Genomic DNA, 19,298 nt, shown 5'->3' with positions numbered 1-19,298 from the left:
ATACAGATCACCCAGCGCAGGACACTGTCGCAGCCGAGATGTGATGAGCGTTCGCTAAGTTTCTGGCAGCCCGTACCCCCCTGAGATGGAGAAACGATGCGGCGTGCCCTCGCGGCCCTGATCGGCCTGGCGATGCTGGGCGGCGGTGCCACGGCCTGCGGTTCCGACGGGCCGGATGACGCGCTCGACACGTTCCTGAGCGGGTGGAAATCCGGCGATCTGTCGAAGGTGGGCTTTGTCACGGCCGCCGGCGCCCCGATCAAGTCGGACGAGGTGGCCACCGAGATCGGCGGCCTCGCCGGCGAGCTGCCGGTCACCACGCTGGTGGTCAGCCGGGCCGGTGACACGAAGGAGAACGGCGACATCGCGACCGGCACGGTCAAGATCGACTGGACGCTGCCCGGGGGTGTGCCCTGGTCGTACCAGAGCCTCGTCCGGATGACGAAGCGGGACAGCGACGGCTGGCGGATCATCTGGGAGCCGTCCATCGTGCAGAAAGACCTGGTCGGCGGCGACAAGCTCGCCGTGCGCCGGGTCGCCGCCGAGCGGGCCGCCGTGCTCGACGCGGCCGGCAAGCCGATCGTGACGCCGCGCCCGGTGGTCACCATCGCGCTCGACCCCGCCCGGGTCGGCGACGACGTTCCCGCGCTGGCCACGGCGCTCACCACGGCCCTCAAGAAGATCAAGGTGACCGTCGACCTCAAGGACCTCCCCGCCCGCGTCGCGAAGGCGCAGGAGAACAGCCGCATCGACATCGTCACGCTGCGTCGCGAGGACTATCTCAAGATCAGGGCAGAGGTACGCCCGCTGCCCGGCACCACGTTCCCCGAGGAAAGCCGCGCCCTGGCGCCGACCCGGATGTTCGCGCGCGCCCTCCTCGGCACCGTCGACCTGGCCACCGCCGAGGACATCGACGCCAACCCCGACACCCTCGCCCAGGGCGACACGGCCGGGCACGGCGGCATCCAGGAACGCTACGACGCCAAGCTGCGGGGCACGTCCGGGCTGTCCGTGGTGATCCAGCGCAGCGGCGACGAGAAGCCGGCCCAGGTCTTCAGCACCAAGCCGGTCGCCGGGACACCGGTCAAAACCACGATCGATGTGCGTACGCAGAACGCGGCCGACGCGGCAACCGCGACGCAGAAGCAGCCCAGCGCCCTGGTCGCGGTGCGGATCAGCGACTCGGCGGTGCTGGCGGTCAGCAACGGCCCCGACGGCGGCAGTGACAACGTGGCGCTGACCGGGCAGGTGCCACCCGGCTCGACGTTCAAGATGGTCTCGACGCTCGGCCTGCTGCAGAAGAAGGCGGTCACCGCCGACACCGCCGTCGACTGCCCGAAGACCAAGGAGGTCGCGGGCAAGGCCTTCAAGAACTCGCACGACATGGCCCTCGGCAAGGTCCCGTTCCACACCGACTTCGCCAAGTCGTGCAACACCGCGTTCGTGAACCTGTCGCCGAAACTCGGCGCGGACGGGCTGAAAGCGGCCTCGACGGCCCTCGGCCTCGGCGCCGAGTGGGACCTCGGCATGCCGGCGTTCAGCGGGAAGCCGTCACCCGCCGACAACCCCGGCGAGCTGGCCCAGGCGAGCTTCGGCCAGGGTCAGACCGCGGTCAGCCCGATCGCCATGGCCAGCGCGACGGCGGCGGTCGCCCGCGGCAAGTTCGTCCAGCCCAAGCTGGTGCTCGACCCGCCGCCGGCCAAGCCTGCCGTCGACGGCAGCCCGATCGACGCGGCCACCGCCGACCCGTTGCGGGAGATGATGCGCGAGGTGGTCACCTCAGGCACGGGTACGGCCTTGAAGCGAGCGAAGGGCAAGCCGGTGTACGGCAAGACCGGCACCGCCGAGTTCGCGTCCGGTTCCCCGGAGACGCACGCCTGGTTCATCGGCTGGCAGGACGACGTCGCGTTCGCGGTGATGGTCCAGAAGGGCGGCGCCGGCGCCGACACCGCCGTCCCGATCGTGTCCCGCTTCCTGTCCGGCCTGAACGGCTGACGCGTGAAGTCCAGCCCGACCGGCTGACGCGTGAAGTCCAGCCCGACCGGCCGACGCGTGAAGTCCAGCCCGACCGGCCGACGCGTCAGGCGATGTCGGCCGGCTCGCCGGAGCCGAGGTCGAACGCCGGGCGTTGAGTCGGGAGGGTGAACCCGCTGTCCTCCGAGGGCCGCGGGCGCAGCATCCCGGGCCTGGTGGCCGGCAGCGGCTCGGAGTCCAGCAGCGGCGCCGAGCCGAGCGGCCGCGGAACGATCGGCCGGGCCGGATCGTGGGCCGCGCTGCCGTTGACCGTGGCCACGACCGGCTCGCCCTCGGCGGGAACGTCCTCGGGCTCGGCAACAGGCTCGGCCTCAGCGACAGGCTCGAAAACCGGCTCGGCCTCGACAATCGGCTCGGCCTCGACAATCGGCTCGGCCTCGACAATCGGCTCGGCCTCGACAATCGGCTCGGCCTCAGCGACAGGCTCGGCCTCGACAACAGGCTCGACCTCAACGGCAGGCTCGACCTCAACGGCAGGCTCGACCTCAACGGCAGGCTCGACCTCGACGACCTGCTCGGTCTCAGCGACGGGCGCAAGATCCGGCTCGGACGGATCGATCTGGTCCGAGGGCTCGATCGGTTCGGGCTCGTCCGACGGCTCGAGAGGATCGGGCTCATCGGCCGGGTCAGCAGGATCCACCGGGTCAACAGGATCCACCGGGTCAACAGAATCCACCGGGTCAACGGGATCAGGCGGGTCAACAGGATCGGCGGGGTCGGCGGTCCGGTCCAGGGTGACGTTGTACTCGGCGACCCACACCGCGGCGGATTCGACCACCGGGTCGGGCGCCGGCGGGGCGTCGAGGTCCTGGCGGGCGGCCACCAGGTCCGGGCGGGCCGGCGCCGTGCGTACCGGGGAGAGCCCGGCGACCAGCGTGGACGTGATCTCCGCGGCGTAGGAGCCGTCGTGGTCGTAGTCCGGGTCGAAGACCGTGATCTCCACGCCGAGGCAGTCGGGGGTGTCGACCAGCCCGGCCAGCAGCAACTCCAGCTCGGGGAAGGCGATGCCACCGGGTGACGGCGCGTCCACCGCCGGCATCACGGCCGGGTCGAGGACGTCCATGTCGACGTGCACCCAGTAGCCGGCGCAGTCGACCAACTGGTCGCGGGCCCACTGGGCGCTGCGGGCCGCACCCTCCGCGCGCAGCGCCGGCACCGGGCGGGTGACGATGCCGGCGGCCTGGAGGTCGAGGCGGTACTCGTCCTGGGCGCGGATGCCCATGACCACCACGTCGATGTCGCGGAAGTAGGGCCGGCGCCCCTCGATGGCCGCCAGGTCGGGCTGGCCGCGGCCGGTGACCAGGGCCAGGTCCTCACCGGCGGCCGCGCCCACGTACGAGGCGTTGCCGGGGTGGCGGAAGTCGGAGTGCCCGTCGACGAAGACCAGGCCGATGCGGCCGCCGATCTCCGCGCCGAGCCGGTGCATGGCCAGGCCGGAGCCGATCACGATGGAGCAGTCCCCGCCGAGGATCACCGGGAACTCGCCCGCGTCGAGGATGTCGGCGATCCGGTCGGCGAGGCGGCGGGAGTACGCGTTGATCTGCTCCGCGTGGCACACCCCGTCGCCGGGGCGCCAGTCACCCGGGTCGTAGCGCGGCGGCGTGAGGCACCCGGCGTCCCTCGCGTGCAGCCGCTCCAGCAGACCGTTGTCGCGCAGGGCCCCGGGCGCCTTGGCACACCCCGGCACCGATGTCACGGTCGGCGGGCGCAGACCGAGATTGGACGGTGCGTCGAGGATGGCGATGCGGCGCATGCGGGGCCCCTCCCTTCTCTTTAGAACAGGGCGCGGGCCAGGGCGCGACGAGCCTCGGACACCGCCGGGTCGTCCGGACCGGCGACCGCGAACAGCGAGAGCAGGTGCTTGCGGACCTCGTCACGTTCGTCGCCGCTGGAGCGCTTCACCAGGTCGACGAGGCGCTGGTAGGCGTCCGGCGCCTGCCCGCTGAGCACCTCGATGTCGGCGGCCAGCTGCTGCGCCGCGATGTCGCCGGGGTCGGCGTCGGCCTTGGCCATGGCGGACTGCGCGTCCACACCTTGGATCCGGCGGTACAGCTCGACCTGCGCCAGCCCGGACTCGGCGGCACGGTCCTGCGGGGTCTCGGCCAGGATCTTCTTGTACGCGGCCTCGGCCTCGTCCAGGTCGCCGGTCATCAGCGCGTCGTCGGCGGCGTCCAGGCGCGGGTCCTCGGCGGGCGCCACGGACACCCCGCCCGCCTTGAGGACGGCGTCCACGTACTGCTTGACCTGGGCCTCGGGCAGCACGCCGGTGAAGCCCTCGACGAGCTGGCCGCCGACCACCGCGACGACCATCGGGATGCCCTGCACGCGCAGCGCCTGGGCGAGCCGCGGGTTGGCGTCCACGTCGACCTTGCCGAGCACCCAGTCGCCGCCGGCGGCCGCCGCCAGCTTTTCCAGGATCGGGGACAGCTGCTTGCACGGCTCGCACCAGTCGGCCCAGAAGTCCAGGATCACCGGTGTGCTCAGGGAGCGTTCGAGCACCTCGGTCTGGAAGTTGGCCTCGTTCACCTCGATGATGGCCGCCGACCCGGCCGCGGGCGCACCGGCGGCGGGGTTACCGCCCGGGCCACCGGCGGGACTGGCGGCGGAACCGGCCGGGCGCGGCGGACTGCTGGCGCCGGCCGGGGGGCCGCCGGCGGGTGCGGCGGGGCGTGCCGGAGCCGGGCGCAGCGCGCTGAGGTCGACCGCGCCGCGGGTGAAGATCGACGGAGTGCTCCGTGGGTCGCTCATGGTTCCCTAGTCTCGCACGCAGGGCAGCCGGTCGGCCGCGCCGCCGGGCAGGTCATATCGGACGTCACAGCGAGCCGGGAAAATCAGAAGCGGGCGGGTTCCTGGTAGATCCCCCACTCGTCCTTGAGGGCGCCACAGATCTCGCCCAGTGTGGCTTCGGCCCGGGCCGCCTCCAGCATCGGCGGGATGAGGTTCTCGTCGGTGCGGCTCGCCGCGATCAGGCGATCGAGCGCTTGACGGAGGCGTACCCCATCGCGGTTGTCCTTGCGGGCGGTCAGCTCGCGCCGCTGCACCACCTCGACCTCGTGGGAGACACGCAGAATTTCCAGCTCGCCCGAGACGGTGCCGGTGTGGGCGTTCACCCCGACGATCTTCTTGTCGCCTTTCTCCAGCGCCTGCTGGTAGACGAACGCGGCCTCGGCGATGTGGGAGGTGAACCAGCCGTCCTCGATGCCGCGCAGGATGCCCGCGGTCATGCTGCCGTCGTCGCCGAGCTCGCGGATCCGGGTGAAGATCTCCTCCGCCTCGGCCTCGATCCGGTCGGTCAGTTCCTCGAGGTACCAGCTGCCGCCGAGCGGATCGGCCACGTTGGTGACGCCGGTCTCCTCCATCAGCACCAGCTGGGTCCGCAGCGCGATCTCGGCGGACTCGTCGGTGGGCAGCGCGAGCGTCTCGTCCAGCGCGTTGGTGTGCAGCGAGTTGGTGCCGCCCAGGATGGCCGCCAGCGCCTCCACCGCGGTCCGGACCACGTTGTTCACCGGCTGTTGCGCGGTCAGCGAGACGCCCGCGGTCTGGGTGTGGAACTTCAGCCAGAGCGCCTTCTCGCTGGTCGCGCCGTAGTCGTCGCGCAGGTGCCGGGCCCAGATCCGCCGGGCCGCCCGGAACTTGGCGATCTCCTCGAAGAAGTCGATGTGCGCGTCGAAGAAGAAGGACAGCCCCGGCGCGAAGGTGTTCACGTCCAGCCCGCGGCTCAGGCCCAGCTCGACGTAGCCGAAGCCGTCGGCCAGCGTGTAGGCGAGCTCCTGCGCGGCGGTCGAGCCGGCCTCCCGGATGTGGTAGCCGCTCACCGACAGCGGCTTGTACCGCGGGATCTCGGCGGCGCAGTACTCCATCAGGTCGCCGATCAGGCGCAGGTGCGGCTCGGGCGGGAACAGCCACTCCTTCTGCGCGATGTACTCCTTGAAGATGTCGGTCTGCAGGGTGCCGTCGAGGTTGCGCAGGGTGGCACCCTGCCGCTCGGCGGCCACCAGGTACATCACGAAGATCGGCACGGCCGGCCCGGAGATCGTCATGCTCGTGGTGACGTCCTCCAGCTTGATGCCGTCGAAGAGGACGTCCATGTCGGCGGCCGAGTCGATCGCGACCCCGCAGTGGCCCACCTCGCCCAGCGACTGCGGCTCGTCGGAGTCCCGGCCCATCAGCGTCGGCATGTCGAAGGCGACGCTCAGCCCGCCGCCGCCCGCGGCCAGGATCATCTTGTAGCGCTCGTTGGTCTGCCGCGCGTTGCCGAATCCGGCGAACTGCCGGATCGTCCAGGTCCGCCCGCGGTACCCGGTCGGGTAGAGCCCGCGGGTGTACGGGAACTCGCCCGGCCAGCCGATACGCTCGAATCCGGGGTGGTCGCCGCGCGGCCCGTACACCGGGTCGACGGGTGTGCCGGAGAGCGTGGTGAAGTCGGCGTCCCGCTTCCGCGACTCGTCGTAGCGCCGCTGCCAGCGCTCCCGGCCGGCGGCGATCTCGGCTGCGTCCATGGCCACATCCTAGAGCCATCACCTGAACGATCGCTAAGTCTGCTTTGATGCTGCGGTGACTTTTCCGCTGTCCGCCCGGGGCCCGTTCTCGCTGGCCGAGGCCGCCCGCTTCCAGGCCATCTTCCCGGCCTTCGCGAGCGGGGCGCGGGCCGACTTCGCCTTCCCCGCCGACGGCGCCTGGACGACCGTCGGCGTCCGGGTGACCGACGACCTCACCGGTCACATCGTCGCCAACCCCGGCGACCTGCCCGCCGACCAGATCGCCGCGCAGGTGTCCCGCATCCTGTCGCTGGACATCGACGGCAGCGGTTTCGCCGAGGTGGGCACCCGCGACGAGGTGATCGGCGACCTGCAGAAACAGTTCCCCGGGCTGCGGCCGGTGCTGTTCGGCAGCCCGTACGAGGCGGCGGCCTGGGCCCTGCTCTGCCACCGCATCTCGATGAGGCAGGCCGCGACCCTGCGGCGGCGGCTCAGCGAGGACCTGGGCGAGACGGTGGACTTCGGCGACCACCGGCTGGCCGCCTTCCCACCGCCGCAGCGACTGGCCACGCTGGAGCCGATGCCCGGCATGATGATCCGCAAGGTGGAGAACCTGCGCGCTCTCGGCGAGGCGGCCCTGGCCGGCGACCTCGACGCCGACCTGCTGCGCGACATGACGATCGAGCAGGCCATGGCCCATCTGCGCAAGCTCCAGGGCATCGGCCCGTTCTCCGCCGAACTCACCCTGATCCGCGGCGCCGGCGTGGCCGACCTCTTCCCGCGCGAGACGCCCCACCTGCGCACGACGATGGCTCGGCTCTACGACCTCGGCCCGGAGCCCGCATCGGCCCAGCTGGACGCGATCTCCCAGAGCTGGCGCCCCTACCGCAGCTGGGCCTCTTTTCTCCTACGCCAGGCGGGTTCGTAGCGCTTCGGTCCCATCAAGATCAAGACCGTTCACACGTACGCGCGACGTCAATTCGGCGTGGCACACACGCCGGGCCGTCGTGGGTCACCCCCTCTGCCCACCTGCCGGGTGGGCCCGCGGGGACAGCCCGCGTCCGCCGGTCTCGACCTTGCCGCGGCCACATTCGCCGGACCGGGCTGCCGGGTGGGCCAAGAGGATCAGACGCGGTGGTCGAGGATCCAGGACTGGGGGTTGCCGTTGCGGTAGAGCATGCGCATCATCGGCGGCATCATGAAGTTTCGGATCGCGGCTCCGACCGGGCCCGCCGCCTTGCCGCTGCCGTTGCGCCGGCCCGCCCGCACGACGCGCTGGACCCGGGGCCGCCGGATCTCCTCGTAGGCGGCCAGCCCCCGCTCGATGTCCGATGACGACGCCAGCGCCCGGCCGAGCACGACCGCGTCCTCCAAGGCCATCGACGCCCCCTGCCCGGACGACGGGGACGCGGCGTGCGCGGCGTCGCCGATCAGGACCGCGTTGCCGGATCGCCAGGTGCGCACGCGCGGCAGGTCGTAGGTGTTCCACGGGCCGAGCGCCTCGGGGGTGGCCCGGACGATCGCCGCCGCGGGGCCCTCGTCGGCGGCGAGCAGGTCGATGAGCTGTTCGCGCCAGTCCGCGGGCGGCGGGCCGCTGTGCGGTGTGCGCGACGGCGGGTTGGCGAACCACCACACCGATCCGTCCGGCGCGGCGCTCCACCCGAAGAAGCATCGCCGCCCGAAGGTCATGTGCACCAGGCCGGGCGTCCGGTCGAGGTCCGCCTCGATCGGTCGTGCGGTGAAGCCGCCCGCGTTGAGCAGCCCGAGGTATCGCGGCCGGGCGCCGTCGATGCGGCGGCGCACCTGGGAGTTGAGCCCGTCCGCCCCGACGATCAGGTCGGCGCCGGCGTCGAGGGTGGTGACCCGGCTCGCGTAGTGGATCGGGACGCCGGCGTCGAGCACCGCCTTGCGCAGCGCGAGGTAGAGGTCGGCCCGGCGGATCGTGGTGGTGACCAGCCCGTCGGCCGTCGGGCCGCCCAGGGGCAGCCGGGAGAGCTCGCGATCGGCGCCGTTGCGGAGCACGACCGTGGGGGTGGGATAGCCGTGGGCCAGCGCCGAGGAGGGGTCGATGCCGAGCGTACGCAAGGCCGCGATGCCGTTGACCGCGACCGTGAGGAACGCGCCTCGCTCGTCCGCGCTCTCTTCCCGCGCCTCGTGGATCGTCACGTCCCAGCCGAGGCGGTGGAGCGCGAGGGCGGCGGCCGTGCCGGCGATTCCGGCCCCGGCGATGATGGCTTTAGTCATGAGTTGACTATGCACGTCATGACTATGACTGACAACCCTGGGATTGCCCCTAAGTCCTGTCTCGTGGATCGCCCAAGTGCGAGGCGGGTCCAGAGGGTGGCTGACAACGACCGAAAACCGCCCGAATACCGGTGTTGTATTTGGGCGGTTTTCGGGCGCTGTCAGGCGCGCTCTGGGCCCCACCGCAGCCCTGGGTGATCCACGAGACAGGACTTAGGCTCTGGGCATGGCTGACCGGGTGGTGCGGCACTCGCCGCTGGCGATGGTGCTGCTCGCCCTGCTGCTCGAGGAGTCGATGCACCCCTACCGGATGCAGCAGATGATCAAGGAGCGCGGGCAGGACCAACTGGTCAACGTGGCCCAGCGCAACAGCGTCTACCAGGCGCTCGACCGGCTGGTGCGGGACGGTCTGGCCCGGCCGGCGGGCACCGCGCGGGACGGCGGGCGGCCGGAACGCACCACGTACGACATCACCGCGGGCGGGCGGGACGAGCTGCGCCGCTGGGTGACCGCCCGGCTCGCGGCTCCGGCCCGGGAGTTCCCCGAGTTCCCGATCGCGCTGGCCTTCCTGGCGATCCTGGCCCCGGCCGACGCCCGTGACCTGCTGACCGAGCGGGCCGTCGAGCAGGAGCGGCGGCTGGCCGACATCGAGGCGCAGGCACCCCCCGGCCTGCCGCGGCTCTTCCTGATCGAGGACGAGTACCGGGCCGCCATGCTGCGCGCCGAGGTCGCCTGGCTGCGGGACCTGATCGCCGACCTGGCCGAGGGACGGCTGGTCTGGGACGCGACGCTGATCGCCGAGACGCTAAAGCGTTTTCAGTAGCTCGTCGGCCGCCGCGTACGGATCGAGTTCCCCCGCCGCGACGCGGGAGGCGAGCGCGCTCAACGGCGTACCCCCGCGAAATGAACCCATCCGCGCACGCAGCGTGCCCAGCGCGATCGCCTCGACCTCGACGGCGGCCCGCTTCTCGCGCTTGCCGGTGAGCGAGCCGGAGTCGACGAGCCACTGGCGATGCTTGTCCACCGCCGCCAGGATGTCGTCGATGCCCTCGCGCTTGACCGCCACCGCGCGCACCACCTGTGGCCGCCACTCGCCCGCGGCCCGCTCGCCCAGCGCCAGCATCCCCTGGATGTCGCGGTAGGTGTTGTCCGCGCCCGGCCGGTCCGCCTTGTTGATCACGAAGACGTCGGCGATCTCCAGGATGCCCGCCTTCACCGCCTGGATCGCGTCGCCCATCCCGGGCGCGAGCAGCACCAGCGTGGTGTCGGCCAGCGCGGCGACCTCGACCTCCGCCTGGCCGACGCCGACCGTCTCGACCAGAATCACGTCGCATCCGGCGCCCTCGAGCACGCGGACCGCCTGGGGCGTGGCCGCGGAGAGCCCGCCGAGCTGGCCCCGGGTGGACATCGAACGGATGTAGACGCCCGGGTCGGCGGTGTGCTCCTGCATCCGGATCCGGTCGCCGAGGATGGCGCCGCCGGTGAACGGGCTGGCCGGGTCGACCGCGAGCACGCCGACCTTCTTGTCCAGGGCCCGCAACGAGCGGATCAGCTCGTTGGTGGTCGTCGACTTGCCCACACCCGGCGAGCCGGTGAGCCCGACGACCTGCGCCGAGCCGGCGTAGGGGGCCAGCGTCGCCGCGAGCAGAGGCAGCGAGGGCGCGCCGTTCTCGACGAGGCTGATCATGCGCGCGACGGATCTGGCGTCGCCGTCACGCGCCCGTGCGACCAGTTCCTCGACGGAGAGACTCACGGAACGGAGATCAGCAGCGCGTCGCCCTGGCCGCCGCCGCCACACAGCGCCGCCGCGCCCAGCCCGCCACCGCGCCGGCGCAGCTCGTACGCCAGTGTCACCACCAGCCGGGCCCCGGACATGCCGATCGGGTGACCCAGCGCGATCGCGCCGCCGTTCACGTTCACCCGGTCCTCGTCGACCTTGAGCTCGCGCATCGACTGGAGCACCACCTGGGCGAACGCCTCGTTCATCTCGATCAGGTCGAGGTCGGCGACGGTCAGCCCGGCCTTGCCCAGGGCGTGCTTGATGGCGTTGGCCGGCTGGGACTGCAGCGACGAGTCGGGACCGGCCACGTTGCCGTGCGCCCGGATCTCGGCCAGCCAGGTCAGGCCCAGTTCCTCGGCCTTGGCCCGGCTCATCACGACGACCGCTGCGGCACCGTCGGAGATCGGGGACGCGCTGCCCGCCGTGATCGTGCCGTCGGGGCGGAAGGCGGGACGCAGCTTGCCCAGGCTCTCGGCGGTGGCGTCGGGGCGGACGCCCTCGTCGGTGTCCACGACCGTGTCGGTCTCGCGCAGCCCGGCCCGGATCGGCACGATCTCCTCGGCGAACCGGCCCTCGCGCTGGGCGGCGGCGGCACGCTGGTGGCTGAGCGCGGCGAAGGCGTCCTGCTCGGCCCGGGTGATGCCGAGCGCGGCGCCGCTGCTCTCGGTGGACTCGCCCATCGAGACGCCGTCCCACGGGTCCATCAGGCCGTCGACCGCCATGTGGTCGCGGACCAGGACGTCGCCGTACTTGCTGCCCTGGCGGTGGTTCATCAGCAGGTGCGGCGCGCCGGTCATGGACTCCATGCCGCCGGCCACCACGATGTCGAACTCGCCGGCCCGGATCAGCTGGTCGGCCAGCGCGATGGCGTCGAGGCCGGAGAGGCACACCTTGTTGACGGTCAGCGCGGGCGTGGTCATCGGGATGCCCGCCGCCACGGCCGCCTGCCGCGCGCTGATCTGGCCGGCGCCGGCCTGCAGCACCTGGCCCATGATCACGTACTGCACCTGATCGGGCCGCACGCCGCCGCGTTCCAGCGCGCCCTTGATGGCATGGCCGCCGAGCGTGGTGGCCGGCACGTTCTTGAGGTTGCCGAGAAGACGACCCATGGGGGTACGTGCGCCGCTGACGATAACCGAGGTGCTCACTGAGCCTCCGCCGACTGAACGATGGTTAGGGTGACACACTATCCGGTATGGCTGATCTTCCCCTCGTCGGATTGTCGCGCATCGACCACGTCGGCGTAGCGGTGCCCGACTTGGACGAGGCTGTGGCGTTCTACGCCGAGACGTTCGGCCTGCGCTGCGTCCATCAGGAGACCAACGAGGAGCAGGGCGTACGCGAGGCGATGCTGGCCGTCGGCGACGATCCGGACGGGCCGCGCCTGCAACTTCTGGCGCCCGCGCGGCCGGACTCGGCGATCGCCAGGTTCCTCGATCGCAGCGGCCCGGGATTGCAGCAATTGGCATACACCGTGCGTGACGTGCGGGCCAGCAGCGAGGCCCTGCGGGCGCGCGGACTACGGTTGCTCTATGACAACCCCCGGCGCGGTACCGGCGGCTCACTGATCAACTTCGTGCACCCCAAGGATGCCGGCGGCGTGCTGGTGGAATTGGTGCAGCCTGCCTGATTTGTACGCCACACGGGTGAAACCTCCCCACGGCAGCGGCCTGGCCTGGCAGGATCGTCGACATGGTCGGCCGCACCGATGGGATGATCCGCGGTCAAACCGTGACACAGCAGGTGAGGGGCTGAACGCCCGGCCCGGGCCCGCCCGGCCGAACGGTGGGCGAACCCCCTCGACCGGCGAACGAAGCTGATCTTAGGGGGCTATTTCTTAGGGCCCCTCCCCCTTGCATGCCTTAGGGCGGTTCGCAAGGATGGCGCAATGCCCCAGCAGCAGGACCAGAATCTCGCATTCTTCGAGTCAGCGAACTCACAGCACGACTTCACGGTTGTCCTGCGTGGATACGACCGTGGCCAGGTCGATGCTCACCTCGGCCGGCTGGTCGCCGCGCTGAACCAGTCCGAGCAGGCCCGCGGCGAGGCCGAACAGCGGATGAACGACGCGCAGCGCCGATTGCGCCAGGCCGAGCAGCGTCTGAACGCGCTCGAGCAGAAACTCGCCGACAGCAACAAACAGCTGGAGGAGAACAACCGTCCGACGCTCTCCGGGTTGGGCACCCGGGTCGAGCAGATCCTGCGGCTGGCCGAGGAACAGGCCAACGACCACCGGAACGAGGCGAAGCGGGAGTCTGAGGGCATTCTCTCCGCGGCCCGCCTCGAGGCCCGCGAGATCACCGACAAGGCACGCGCCGAGGCCGCCGCGATGAAGGCGACCGCCGAGCGCGAGGCCGGTCAGGTGCGCACCTCCGCCGAGCGCGAGTCGGCCGAGACCCGGGTGCAGGCGCGCCGCGAGGCCGACACCCTGCGGTCCGACGCCGACCGCGAGACCAAGCAGCTGCGTACGGTCACCGCGCACGAGGTCGCCGAGCTGAAGTCGACCGTCGAGCGTGAGGTCAACGCGCACCGGGCGACCGCCGAGCGGGAGATCACCCAGCTCCGCGCCAAGGCCGGCCGCGAGGCCGAGGAGAAGCGCGCCGAGGCGACCAAGATGCTGTCCGACGCCCGCGACAAGCGTGACAAGGATCTCCAGGCCCTGGCCCTCGAGGTCGCCGAGCGCCGGGAGAAGGCGGAGCGCGAGGAGTCCGAGCGGCACGCCGCCCAGATCAGCGCCACGCAGAAGATGGTGGCCGAGGCCGAGGAGCGGGCCCGCGCCGCCGAGGACCGCGCCAAGGAGATCGAGCAACGCGCCGAGCAGCGCCGGCTCGAGACCGACCGGCACGCCAACGAGACCGTGGAGAAGGCGCGAGCCCTCTCCGACAAGACGGTCACCGAGGCCCGCGCCGAGGCGAACCGGCTGCTCAGCGAGGCTCGCACCGAGTCCGAGCTGACCACTCAGGCCGCCCGCCGCGAGGTCGAGGACCTGACCCGTCAGAAGGACGCGGTCACCAACCAGCTCGGTCAGATGCTCTCCGGCCTGTCCGGCCTGGTGCCCTCGGTGGGCGCCGCGGCCAAGGCGGCGGTCGAGCAGGCGACCAAGACCGCGACCGCCGACAAGGCGGAGGCTCCGGCCCAGCGGACCGGCGAGAAGGACGACGCCGGCGACAAGCCGGTGGCCGCCAAGACGACCTCCTGAGGCGCGCCCCCAACGGTGTTCAACGGCATTCAGCAGTTGCACACCTTGCGCCAGTGCGCGACGGTGGTTGAGTGGTATGACAACGATGCGGGCCGTATCGGAGATTCCTCCGGTGCGGCCCGATCGCTTGCGTGCCCGGCGTATCTGACAAAATCACTACCAGACGCACCTTCCGCCCAAGCCGGTGTGTATCGGCACATCAACGGACGTTGCGTATGTGAGGATGGACAGCATGTCGCACGGCGGTGAAATCTTCGGTCTCGGTGGGGATGCGGCCTCCGAGCCCAGCTTCGAGACCGCCCTGCGGGGTTACGAGAAGAAGCAGGTCGAGCGCTACGTCGCACGCGCCGAGAACGAGATAGCGGCACTGTCGACCGAGCGCGAACAGGCCTATCAGCAGATCCAGGCGATGGCCGCGCAGGTCGACCGGCTCGGGCAGGAGCTCACCCAGGCACGCCGCAACAGCGGTGTCGGCGCCGAGGTGTCCTTCCGGCACCTTGGCCCCAAGGTGGAGCAGATCCTGGCCACCGCCGAGGAGGTGGCGGCCGACATCAAGAACTCGGCGACCGAGGACATCGCCGCCCGCCTCGCCGAGGCCGAGCGCATCCGGGCCGAGGCCGAGGCGCACGCGCAGGACGGCATCCGCGACTTCGAGATCGCGCTGGCCGCCCGCCGCGCCGAGGCGGAGAAGGCCGACGCCGCCCGTCGCGCCGCCGCGGAGAAGGCGGTGGCCGCCAGCCGGCAGGCCGCCGAGCAGATGCGCGCCGAGGCGGAGTCGACGCTGAGCCGGGCGCGAGCCGAGGCGGCGCAGTTCAACGAGACGGCCACAGCCGAGGCGCAGCGCGCCCGCAGCGAGGCCGACGGCTACGCCAAGTCCACCCGCATGCAGGCCGACCAGGAGGTCAAGGCCCAGCGGGAGAAGGCCGCGATGGAGGTGGCCGCCCAGCGGACCGCCGCCGAGCGGGAGCGCGGCGAGCTCAAGGCCTCGCTCGAGCACGAGCTCGTCCAGCGCCGGCAGACCGTGGTGCAGGAGCTCAGTCAGCTGCGGACCGGCGTCGAGAAACAGTGCGCCGACCTGCGCAGCGAGGCCGACAAGTACGCCGAGGACGTGCTCCGCAAGTCCGACGAGCAGGCCACCAAGGTCCGCAAGGACATCGAGGCGCAGCAGGAGCAGCTGGCCAAGTCGACCGCCGACCTGACCACCGCACGGGCCAAGGTCACCGAGGCCGAGCAGCTGGCCACCGAGGCCGCCGAGCGGGCACAGGCCGCCGAGCGCGAGACCGAGCGGGTGCAGCAGCGGCTCACCGAGGTGCAGAAACAGCTGGAGGCCGAGCTCAAGCGGGTGGCCGACGCCAAGCGCGCCGGTGAGGCCGCCGAGCGGCACGCCGCCGACGTACGCCGCCAGGTGCAGCGGGAGGCGAAGCGGGTGGCCGAGCTGGCCGCCGCCGCGGTCATGGCCGCGGCGGCATCGCCCACCGGCTCCCTCCACGAGGACGACGACGACGACGAGCCCGACCCCGCGCCCCCGCCTGTCGTCGCGTCGGCCCCGGTGGAGAAGCCGGTCGTCACGACAGCGCCCGTGGAGAAGCCGGCCTCGGTCGACAAGTCCGTCGAGAAGCCCGACGCCGCGCCTGCACCTGGGAAGATCACAGCTTCCGCTAAGGTGACGGTTCCGCCGTCCGCTAAGGTCGGGGCGGACGCCGACTGACGCTCCCTGGAGGCTCCCGGTGACGGCCGACGAGACCAAGCCCGAACCGTCCACTCCGTCCGCTCCTTCCACTTCGGAAGCAAAACCGGAAGCCGAGCCGACAGTCGAGGAGGAGCGGCCCCGCTTCGGCACGCCGGGGCCGCCGCTCGACCGGCGCAACCCGTTCCTGATCGGCTTCATCGGCGCCATCGGGGTGCTGCTGGCGTACGCCGCCTTCATGGGCATCCGCAACGCCACCTCGATCCTGGTCCTGATCTTCGTGGCGATGTTCCTGGCCATCGGGCTCAACCCGGCGGTCAGCCGGATCCACCGATGGGGTGTCCCGCGCGGCGGGGCGGTCGCCATCGTCGCCCTGCTCGGGCTGGTCGTGCTCGCCGGCGCCCTGGTCGCGCTGGTGCCGCCGCTGGTCACCCAGACCGGTGAACTGATCAACAACATTCCCGGCTACATCGACAGCCTGCGCACCAACGCCACGATCAACGACCTGGTCGAGCGGTACGACCTGCTGAACAAGGCGCAGAGCGCGATCAGCGCCAGCACGGTCGGCAACACGCTGGGCGGCATCGCGGGCGCCGCCGGGCTGATCTTCGGGACCATCTTCAACGTCCTGACCGTGCTGGTCCTGACGATCTACTTCATGGCCGCGTTCGAGCGGATCAAGAAGGGCACGTTCCGGATGGTCCCGGCCACCCGCCGCGAGCGGGTGACGCTGCTCACCGACGAGATCCTCACCAAGGTCGGCGCGTACATGGTCGGCGCGGTCATGATCGCGGTGCTGGCCGGCGTCAGCACCTGGATCCTGGTGCTGATCCTCGGGCTGGCGTACCCCTTCGCCCTGGCCGTGGTGGTCGCGGTGCTGGACCTCATCCCGCAGATCGGCGCGACGCTCGGCGCGGTCGTGGTCAGCCTGGTCGGGCTCGCCCACTCGCTCACCGCCGGGCTGGTCTGCGCCGGGTTCTTCCTGCTCTACCAGCAGCTGGAGAACTACGTCATCTACCCGCGCGTGATGCGCCGCTCGGTCGAGGTCAGCGACGTGGCCGCGGTGGTGGCGGCGCTGGTCGGCGCGGCACTCTTCGGGGTGATCGGCGCGCTCGCGGCGATCCCGATGGTGGCCGCGATCCAGCTGATCGGCCGCGAGGTCGTGCTCCCCGCGGCCGAGCGGCGCTGAGCCCCTACTGACGGTTCACTCCGGTTGCGGCACCGGCTTGTCGGCGAAGGCGGCCACGGTCCGGTTGGCGTAGGCGTTCATGTCGCCGGTCTCCATCGGGCCGTCCCACGTGGCCGGCAGCGGGGTCGGCACACCCGGAGCGACCCGGCGGACCACCTCGTCCAGCACGGTCTCGGCGTCGCCCACCCACAGGTGCTTGGCGCCGGGCACGCCGATCACCTCGGCCTGCGGCACCACGCTGAAACGCTCGGTCGCCTCGGCCGGGCGCAGATAGTCGTCCAGCTCCGGGACCAGTGCGATCAGCGGCTTGCCGTCGGCGGCCCAAGCGTCCAGGTGGGCGGGCTCGGAGAAGCGCAGCGGCGGCGACAGCAGGATCGCGCCGGACACCGACGGATCCAGTCCGTGCATCAGCGTCAGGTCGGTGCCGAACGACCAGCCCAGCAGCCAGACGTTGGGCAGGTCGTGGAACTCGGCGAACTCGATCGCCGCGGCCACGTCGAACCGCTCGCCGCGCCCGTTGTCGAAGGAGCCCTCGCTCGTGCCGCGCACACTGCTCGTACCCCTGGTGTTGAACCGGAGAACCGCGACCCCGGCCAAAGCCGGCAGTCGCCAGGCGGCCTTGCGGAACACGTGGCTGTCCATCATCCCGCCGTGCGTCGGCAGCGGATGCAGACAGACCAAGGTGGCCGTGGGCGGGCGGTCCAGCGGCAGCGCCAGCTCGCCGACCAGGGTCAGGCCGTCGGCGGTCTCGAGCTCGATGTCCTCGCGCTCGGCGGGCAGCACGCTGTTCGCGCGGATGGGTGCACTCACACGATCATCCTCGCCCATAGCGGGGCGCGTTGCGCGACCGCTCCACCCCGGGACTCCGCCGGTCACGGGCCCGCCAGCAGCCGGTGTGCCAGTGCCGGCGGTCCCCGGCGTCGCCGCGCTCGTCGGCCGGCCAGGCGACGACGTGCGCCACACCCGGCCGGATCTGCTGCATGCAACCCGGGCACAGGTAGCTCTTGGTGGCCGCGCCGCCGAAGATGGACCGGACCATCCACTCGCCGTCCTGGTACTGCTGAACGCCCTCGATGCCACGCCGGACGTGCTCCTCGGCCGGCGGCTCGGACGCGGCGGGCCGCCGCGGGCGATTTCGTCGCGGGCTCATGGGTACCAAGCGTACGTGCGCGAACTAAGCTCACATTCATGACGGCGACGCGTACGCCGGGCCTCCCGGCACTCGAAGACGGCCTGCTCATCTCGACGAACCCGGCCAGCGGCGACGAGGCCGGCCGAGTCCCGGTGGCCGACGAGGCCGCCGTGACCGAGGCGGTGGCCGCGGCCCGCACCGCGGCGGCGTGGTGGGCCGGGCTCGGCTTCGACGGACGCAAGGAACGCCTGCTCGCGTGGCGTGCCGTGCTCGCCGACCGGATCGAGGAGCTCGGCGAGCTGACCGAGCTCGAGGGCGGCAAACCGGCCGCCGACGCGGTCGTCGAGGCCACCGCGGCGATCGAGCACATCGACTGGGCGGCCCGCAACGCGCGGCGGGTGCTCGGGCCGCGCAAGGTGCGCAGCCGCGTCATGGTGCTGGAGCACAGCGGCCATCTGGAATATCAGCCGTATGGGGTGGTCGGCGTGATCGGCCCGTGGAACTATCCGATCCTCACCCCGGTCGGTTCCATCTCCGGCGCCCTCGCGGCCGGCAACGCCGTGGTCTTCAAGCCCAGCGAGTACACGCCGGTGGTCGGCCAGTGGCTGGTCGACACGTTCGCCGAGGTGGTGCCCGAGCAGCCGGTCTTCCAGGCGGTGCACGGGCTGGGCGAGGTCGGCGGCTTCCTGTGCCGGGCCGGGGTGAACAAGGTGGCGTTCACCGGCTCCACGGCGACCGGCAAGAAGGTCATGGCCGCGTGCGCCGAGACACTCACCCCGGTGATCATCGAGGCGGGCGGCAAGGACGCGATGATCGTCGACGCGGACGCGGACATCGCCGCGGCGGCCGAGGCGGCTGTCTGGGGCGGCATGACCAACGCCGGGCAGACGTGCATCGGCATCGAGCGGGTGTACGCGGTGGCGCCCGTCTACGACGCCTTCGTCGCGGCGGTCGTGGAGAAGGCGGGCAAGCTGCGTACCGGGCACGAGATCGGGCCGATCACGATGCCCAGGCAGCTGGACGTCATCAAGCGGCACATCGACGACGCGCTCGACCGGGGCGGCGAGGCGGTGCTCGGCGGGCGGGAATCGGTGCAGGCGCCGTACGTGTCGCCGACCGTGCTGGTGGACGTGCCCGAGGACTCCGCCGCCGTACGCGAGGAGACGTTCGGCCCGACCTTGACGATCACCAAGGTCGCCGACGCCGACGAGGCGGTGACCAAGGCCAACGCTGTTCCGTACGGACTGGGCGGCAGCGTCTTCGGCAAGGCGAACGCGATTCGCATCGCCCGCCGGATGCGCTCCGGCATGGTGGCGGTGAACTCGGCACTCGCCTTCGTCGGCAACGCCAACCTGCCGTTCGGTGGGGTCGGCGACTCCGGCTTCGGCCGCATCCACGGCGACGACGGCCTCCGCGAGTTCGCCCGCGCCAAGGCGGTGTCCGTCCGGCGTGGCCCCTCCCTCATCCCAGCGATGACCTTCGAGCGCACCCCCGCACAGGTCCAACGGCTGATCAAGACCGTCAAGATGCTGTACGCCCGTAAGCGGTGATCGGC

15 protein-coding genes and 1 pseudogene are annotated in these 19,298 nt (G+C 71.5%); 8 read left to right on the top strand and 8 right to left on the bottom strand.

What is annotated here, in order from left to right; genetic code table 11:
- Positions 1-96: 96 nt before the first annotated feature.
- Entirely contained in the window at positions 97-1,995 is a 1,899-nt protein-coding gene (locus QSK31_RS34715) for a penicillin-binding transpeptidase domain-containing protein (protein ID WP_285688861.1), read from the top strand.
- 888 nt (positions 1,996-2,883) lie between these two features.
- Here the strand turns inward: QSK31_RS34715 and QSK31_RS34710 are convergent.
- The 3 genes and pseudogenes from QSK31_RS34710 to icmA form a co-directional block, all read right to left on the bottom strand.
- Positions 2,884-3,787: pseudogene (locus QSK31_RS34710) on the bottom strand (arginase family protein); the annotation flags it as partial.
- A gap of 20 nt (positions 3,788-3,807) precedes the next feature.
- Complete coding sequence (locus tag QSK31_RS34705; protein ID WP_285688860.1) at positions 3,808-4,782, bottom strand: tetratricopeptide repeat protein; 975 nt, start codon at positions 4,780-4,782, stop codon at positions 3,808-3,810.
- Between the two features lie 83 nt (positions 4,783-4,865).
- Positions 4,866-6,533 (bottom strand): coenzyme B12-dependent isobutyryl-CoA mutase large subunit, encoded by a 1,668-nt coding sequence (icmA, locus tag QSK31_RS34700; RefSeq protein WP_285688858.1) that lies wholly within the window; start codon positions 6,531-6,533, stop codon positions 4,866-4,868.
- Positions 6,534-6,588: 55 nt separating this feature from the next.
- Between icmA and QSK31_RS34695 the strand changes: the two genes are divergently transcribed.
- Entirely contained in the window at positions 6,589-7,440 is an 852-nt protein-coding gene (locus QSK31_RS34695; protein WP_285688857.1) for a DNA-3-methyladenine glycosylase family protein, read from the top strand.
- Positions 7,441-7,637: 197 nt separating this feature from the next.
- Here QSK31_RS34695 and QSK31_RS34690 read toward each other — a convergent pair whose 3' ends face one another.
- Entirely contained in the window at positions 7,638-8,756 is a 1,119-nt protein-coding gene (locus tag QSK31_RS34690) for an FAD-dependent oxidoreductase (RefSeq protein ID WP_285688856.1), read from the bottom strand.
- A gap of 226 nt (positions 8,757-8,982) precedes the next feature.
- Here QSK31_RS34690 and QSK31_RS34685 point away from each other — a divergent pair, with 226 nt between their 5' ends.
- Positions 8,983-9,579 carry a PadR family transcriptional regulator gene (locus tag QSK31_RS34685; RefSeq protein WP_285688854.1) on the top strand — a complete coding sequence of 199 codons (597 nt, stop codon included), beginning with the start codon at positions 8,983-8,985 and terminating at the stop codon, positions 9,577-9,579.
- Here QSK31_RS34685 and meaB read toward each other — a convergent pair.
- Positions 9,562-10,509, bottom strand: a complete 948-nt coding sequence (meaB, locus tag QSK31_RS34680) for a methylmalonyl Co-A mutase-associated GTPase MeaB (RefSeq protein ID WP_285688853.1) — start codon at positions 10,507-10,509, stop codon at positions 9,562-9,564. The two genes, QSK31_RS34685 and meaB, sit on opposite strands and share 18 nt — an antisense overlap.
- Complete coding sequence (locus QSK31_RS34675) at positions 10,506-11,684, bottom strand: acetyl-CoA C-acetyltransferase (protein ID WP_285688852.1); 1,179 nt, start codon at positions 11,682-11,684, stop codon at positions 10,506-10,508. Before QSK31_RS34675 ends, meaB begins: the two co-directional genes overlap by 4 nt.
- Positions 11,685-11,731: 47 nt before the next feature.
- On the opposite strand from QSK31_RS34675, the gene mce reads away from it, so the two are divergent.
- From mce to QSK31_RS34655, 4 genes are all read left to right on the top strand, one after another.
- Entirely contained in the window at positions 11,732-12,166 is a 435-nt protein-coding gene (mce, locus tag QSK31_RS34670; RefSeq protein WP_285688851.1) for a methylmalonyl-CoA epimerase, read from the top strand.
- Between the two features lie 258 nt (positions 12,167-12,424).
- Positions 12,425-13,735, top strand: a complete 1,311-nt coding sequence (locus QSK31_RS34665; RefSeq protein ID WP_285688850.1) for a DivIVA domain-containing protein — start codon at positions 12,425-12,427, stop codon at positions 13,733-13,735.
- 232 nt (positions 13,736-13,967) lie between these two features.
- A complete protein-coding gene (locus tag QSK31_RS34660) occupies positions 13,968-15,443 on the top strand; it encodes a coiled-coil domain-containing protein (protein ID WP_285688848.1) in 1,476 nt (491 codons plus the stop codon).
- Positions 15,444-15,462: 19 nt separating this feature from the next.
- Positions 15,463-16,611, top strand: a complete 1,149-nt coding sequence (locus QSK31_RS34655) for an AI-2E family transporter (protein WP_285688847.1) — start codon at positions 15,463-15,465, stop codon at positions 16,609-16,611.
- A gap of 15 nt (positions 16,612-16,626) precedes the next feature.
- Here the strand turns inward: QSK31_RS34655 and QSK31_RS34650 are convergent, their stop codons facing one another.
- Together QSK31_RS34650 and QSK31_RS34645 are read right to left on the bottom strand one after the other, a co-directional pair.
- Positions 16,627-17,421 carry an alpha/beta hydrolase gene (locus tag QSK31_RS34650; RefSeq protein WP_285688845.1) on the bottom strand — a complete coding sequence of 265 codons (795 nt, stop codon included), beginning with the start codon at positions 17,419-17,421 and terminating at the stop codon, positions 16,627-16,629.
- Between the two features lie 4 nt (positions 17,422-17,425).
- Positions 17,426-17,761: an Rv1322 family protein gene (locus tag QSK31_RS34645; protein WP_285688843.1), complete on the bottom strand. Its 336-nt coding sequence runs from the start codon at positions 17,759-17,761 to the stop codon at positions 17,426-17,428.
- 38 nt (positions 17,762-17,799) lie between these two features.
- On the opposite strand from QSK31_RS34645, the gene QSK31_RS34640 reads away from it, so the two are divergent.
- Positions 17,800-19,293: an aldehyde dehydrogenase family protein gene (locus tag QSK31_RS34640; protein WP_285688842.1), complete on the top strand. Its 1,494-nt coding sequence runs from the start codon at positions 17,800-17,802 to the stop codon at positions 19,291-19,293.
- The last annotated feature ends 5 nt before the right edge of the window (positions 19,294-19,298 follow it).

The organism is Actinoplanes sp. NBRC 103695 (assembly GCF_030269485.1).
Lineage (GTDB): Bacteria > Actinomycetota > Actinomycetes > Mycobacteriales > Micromonosporaceae > Actinoplanes.
This window is presented reverse-complemented; position numbering and strand designations above follow the sequence as displayed.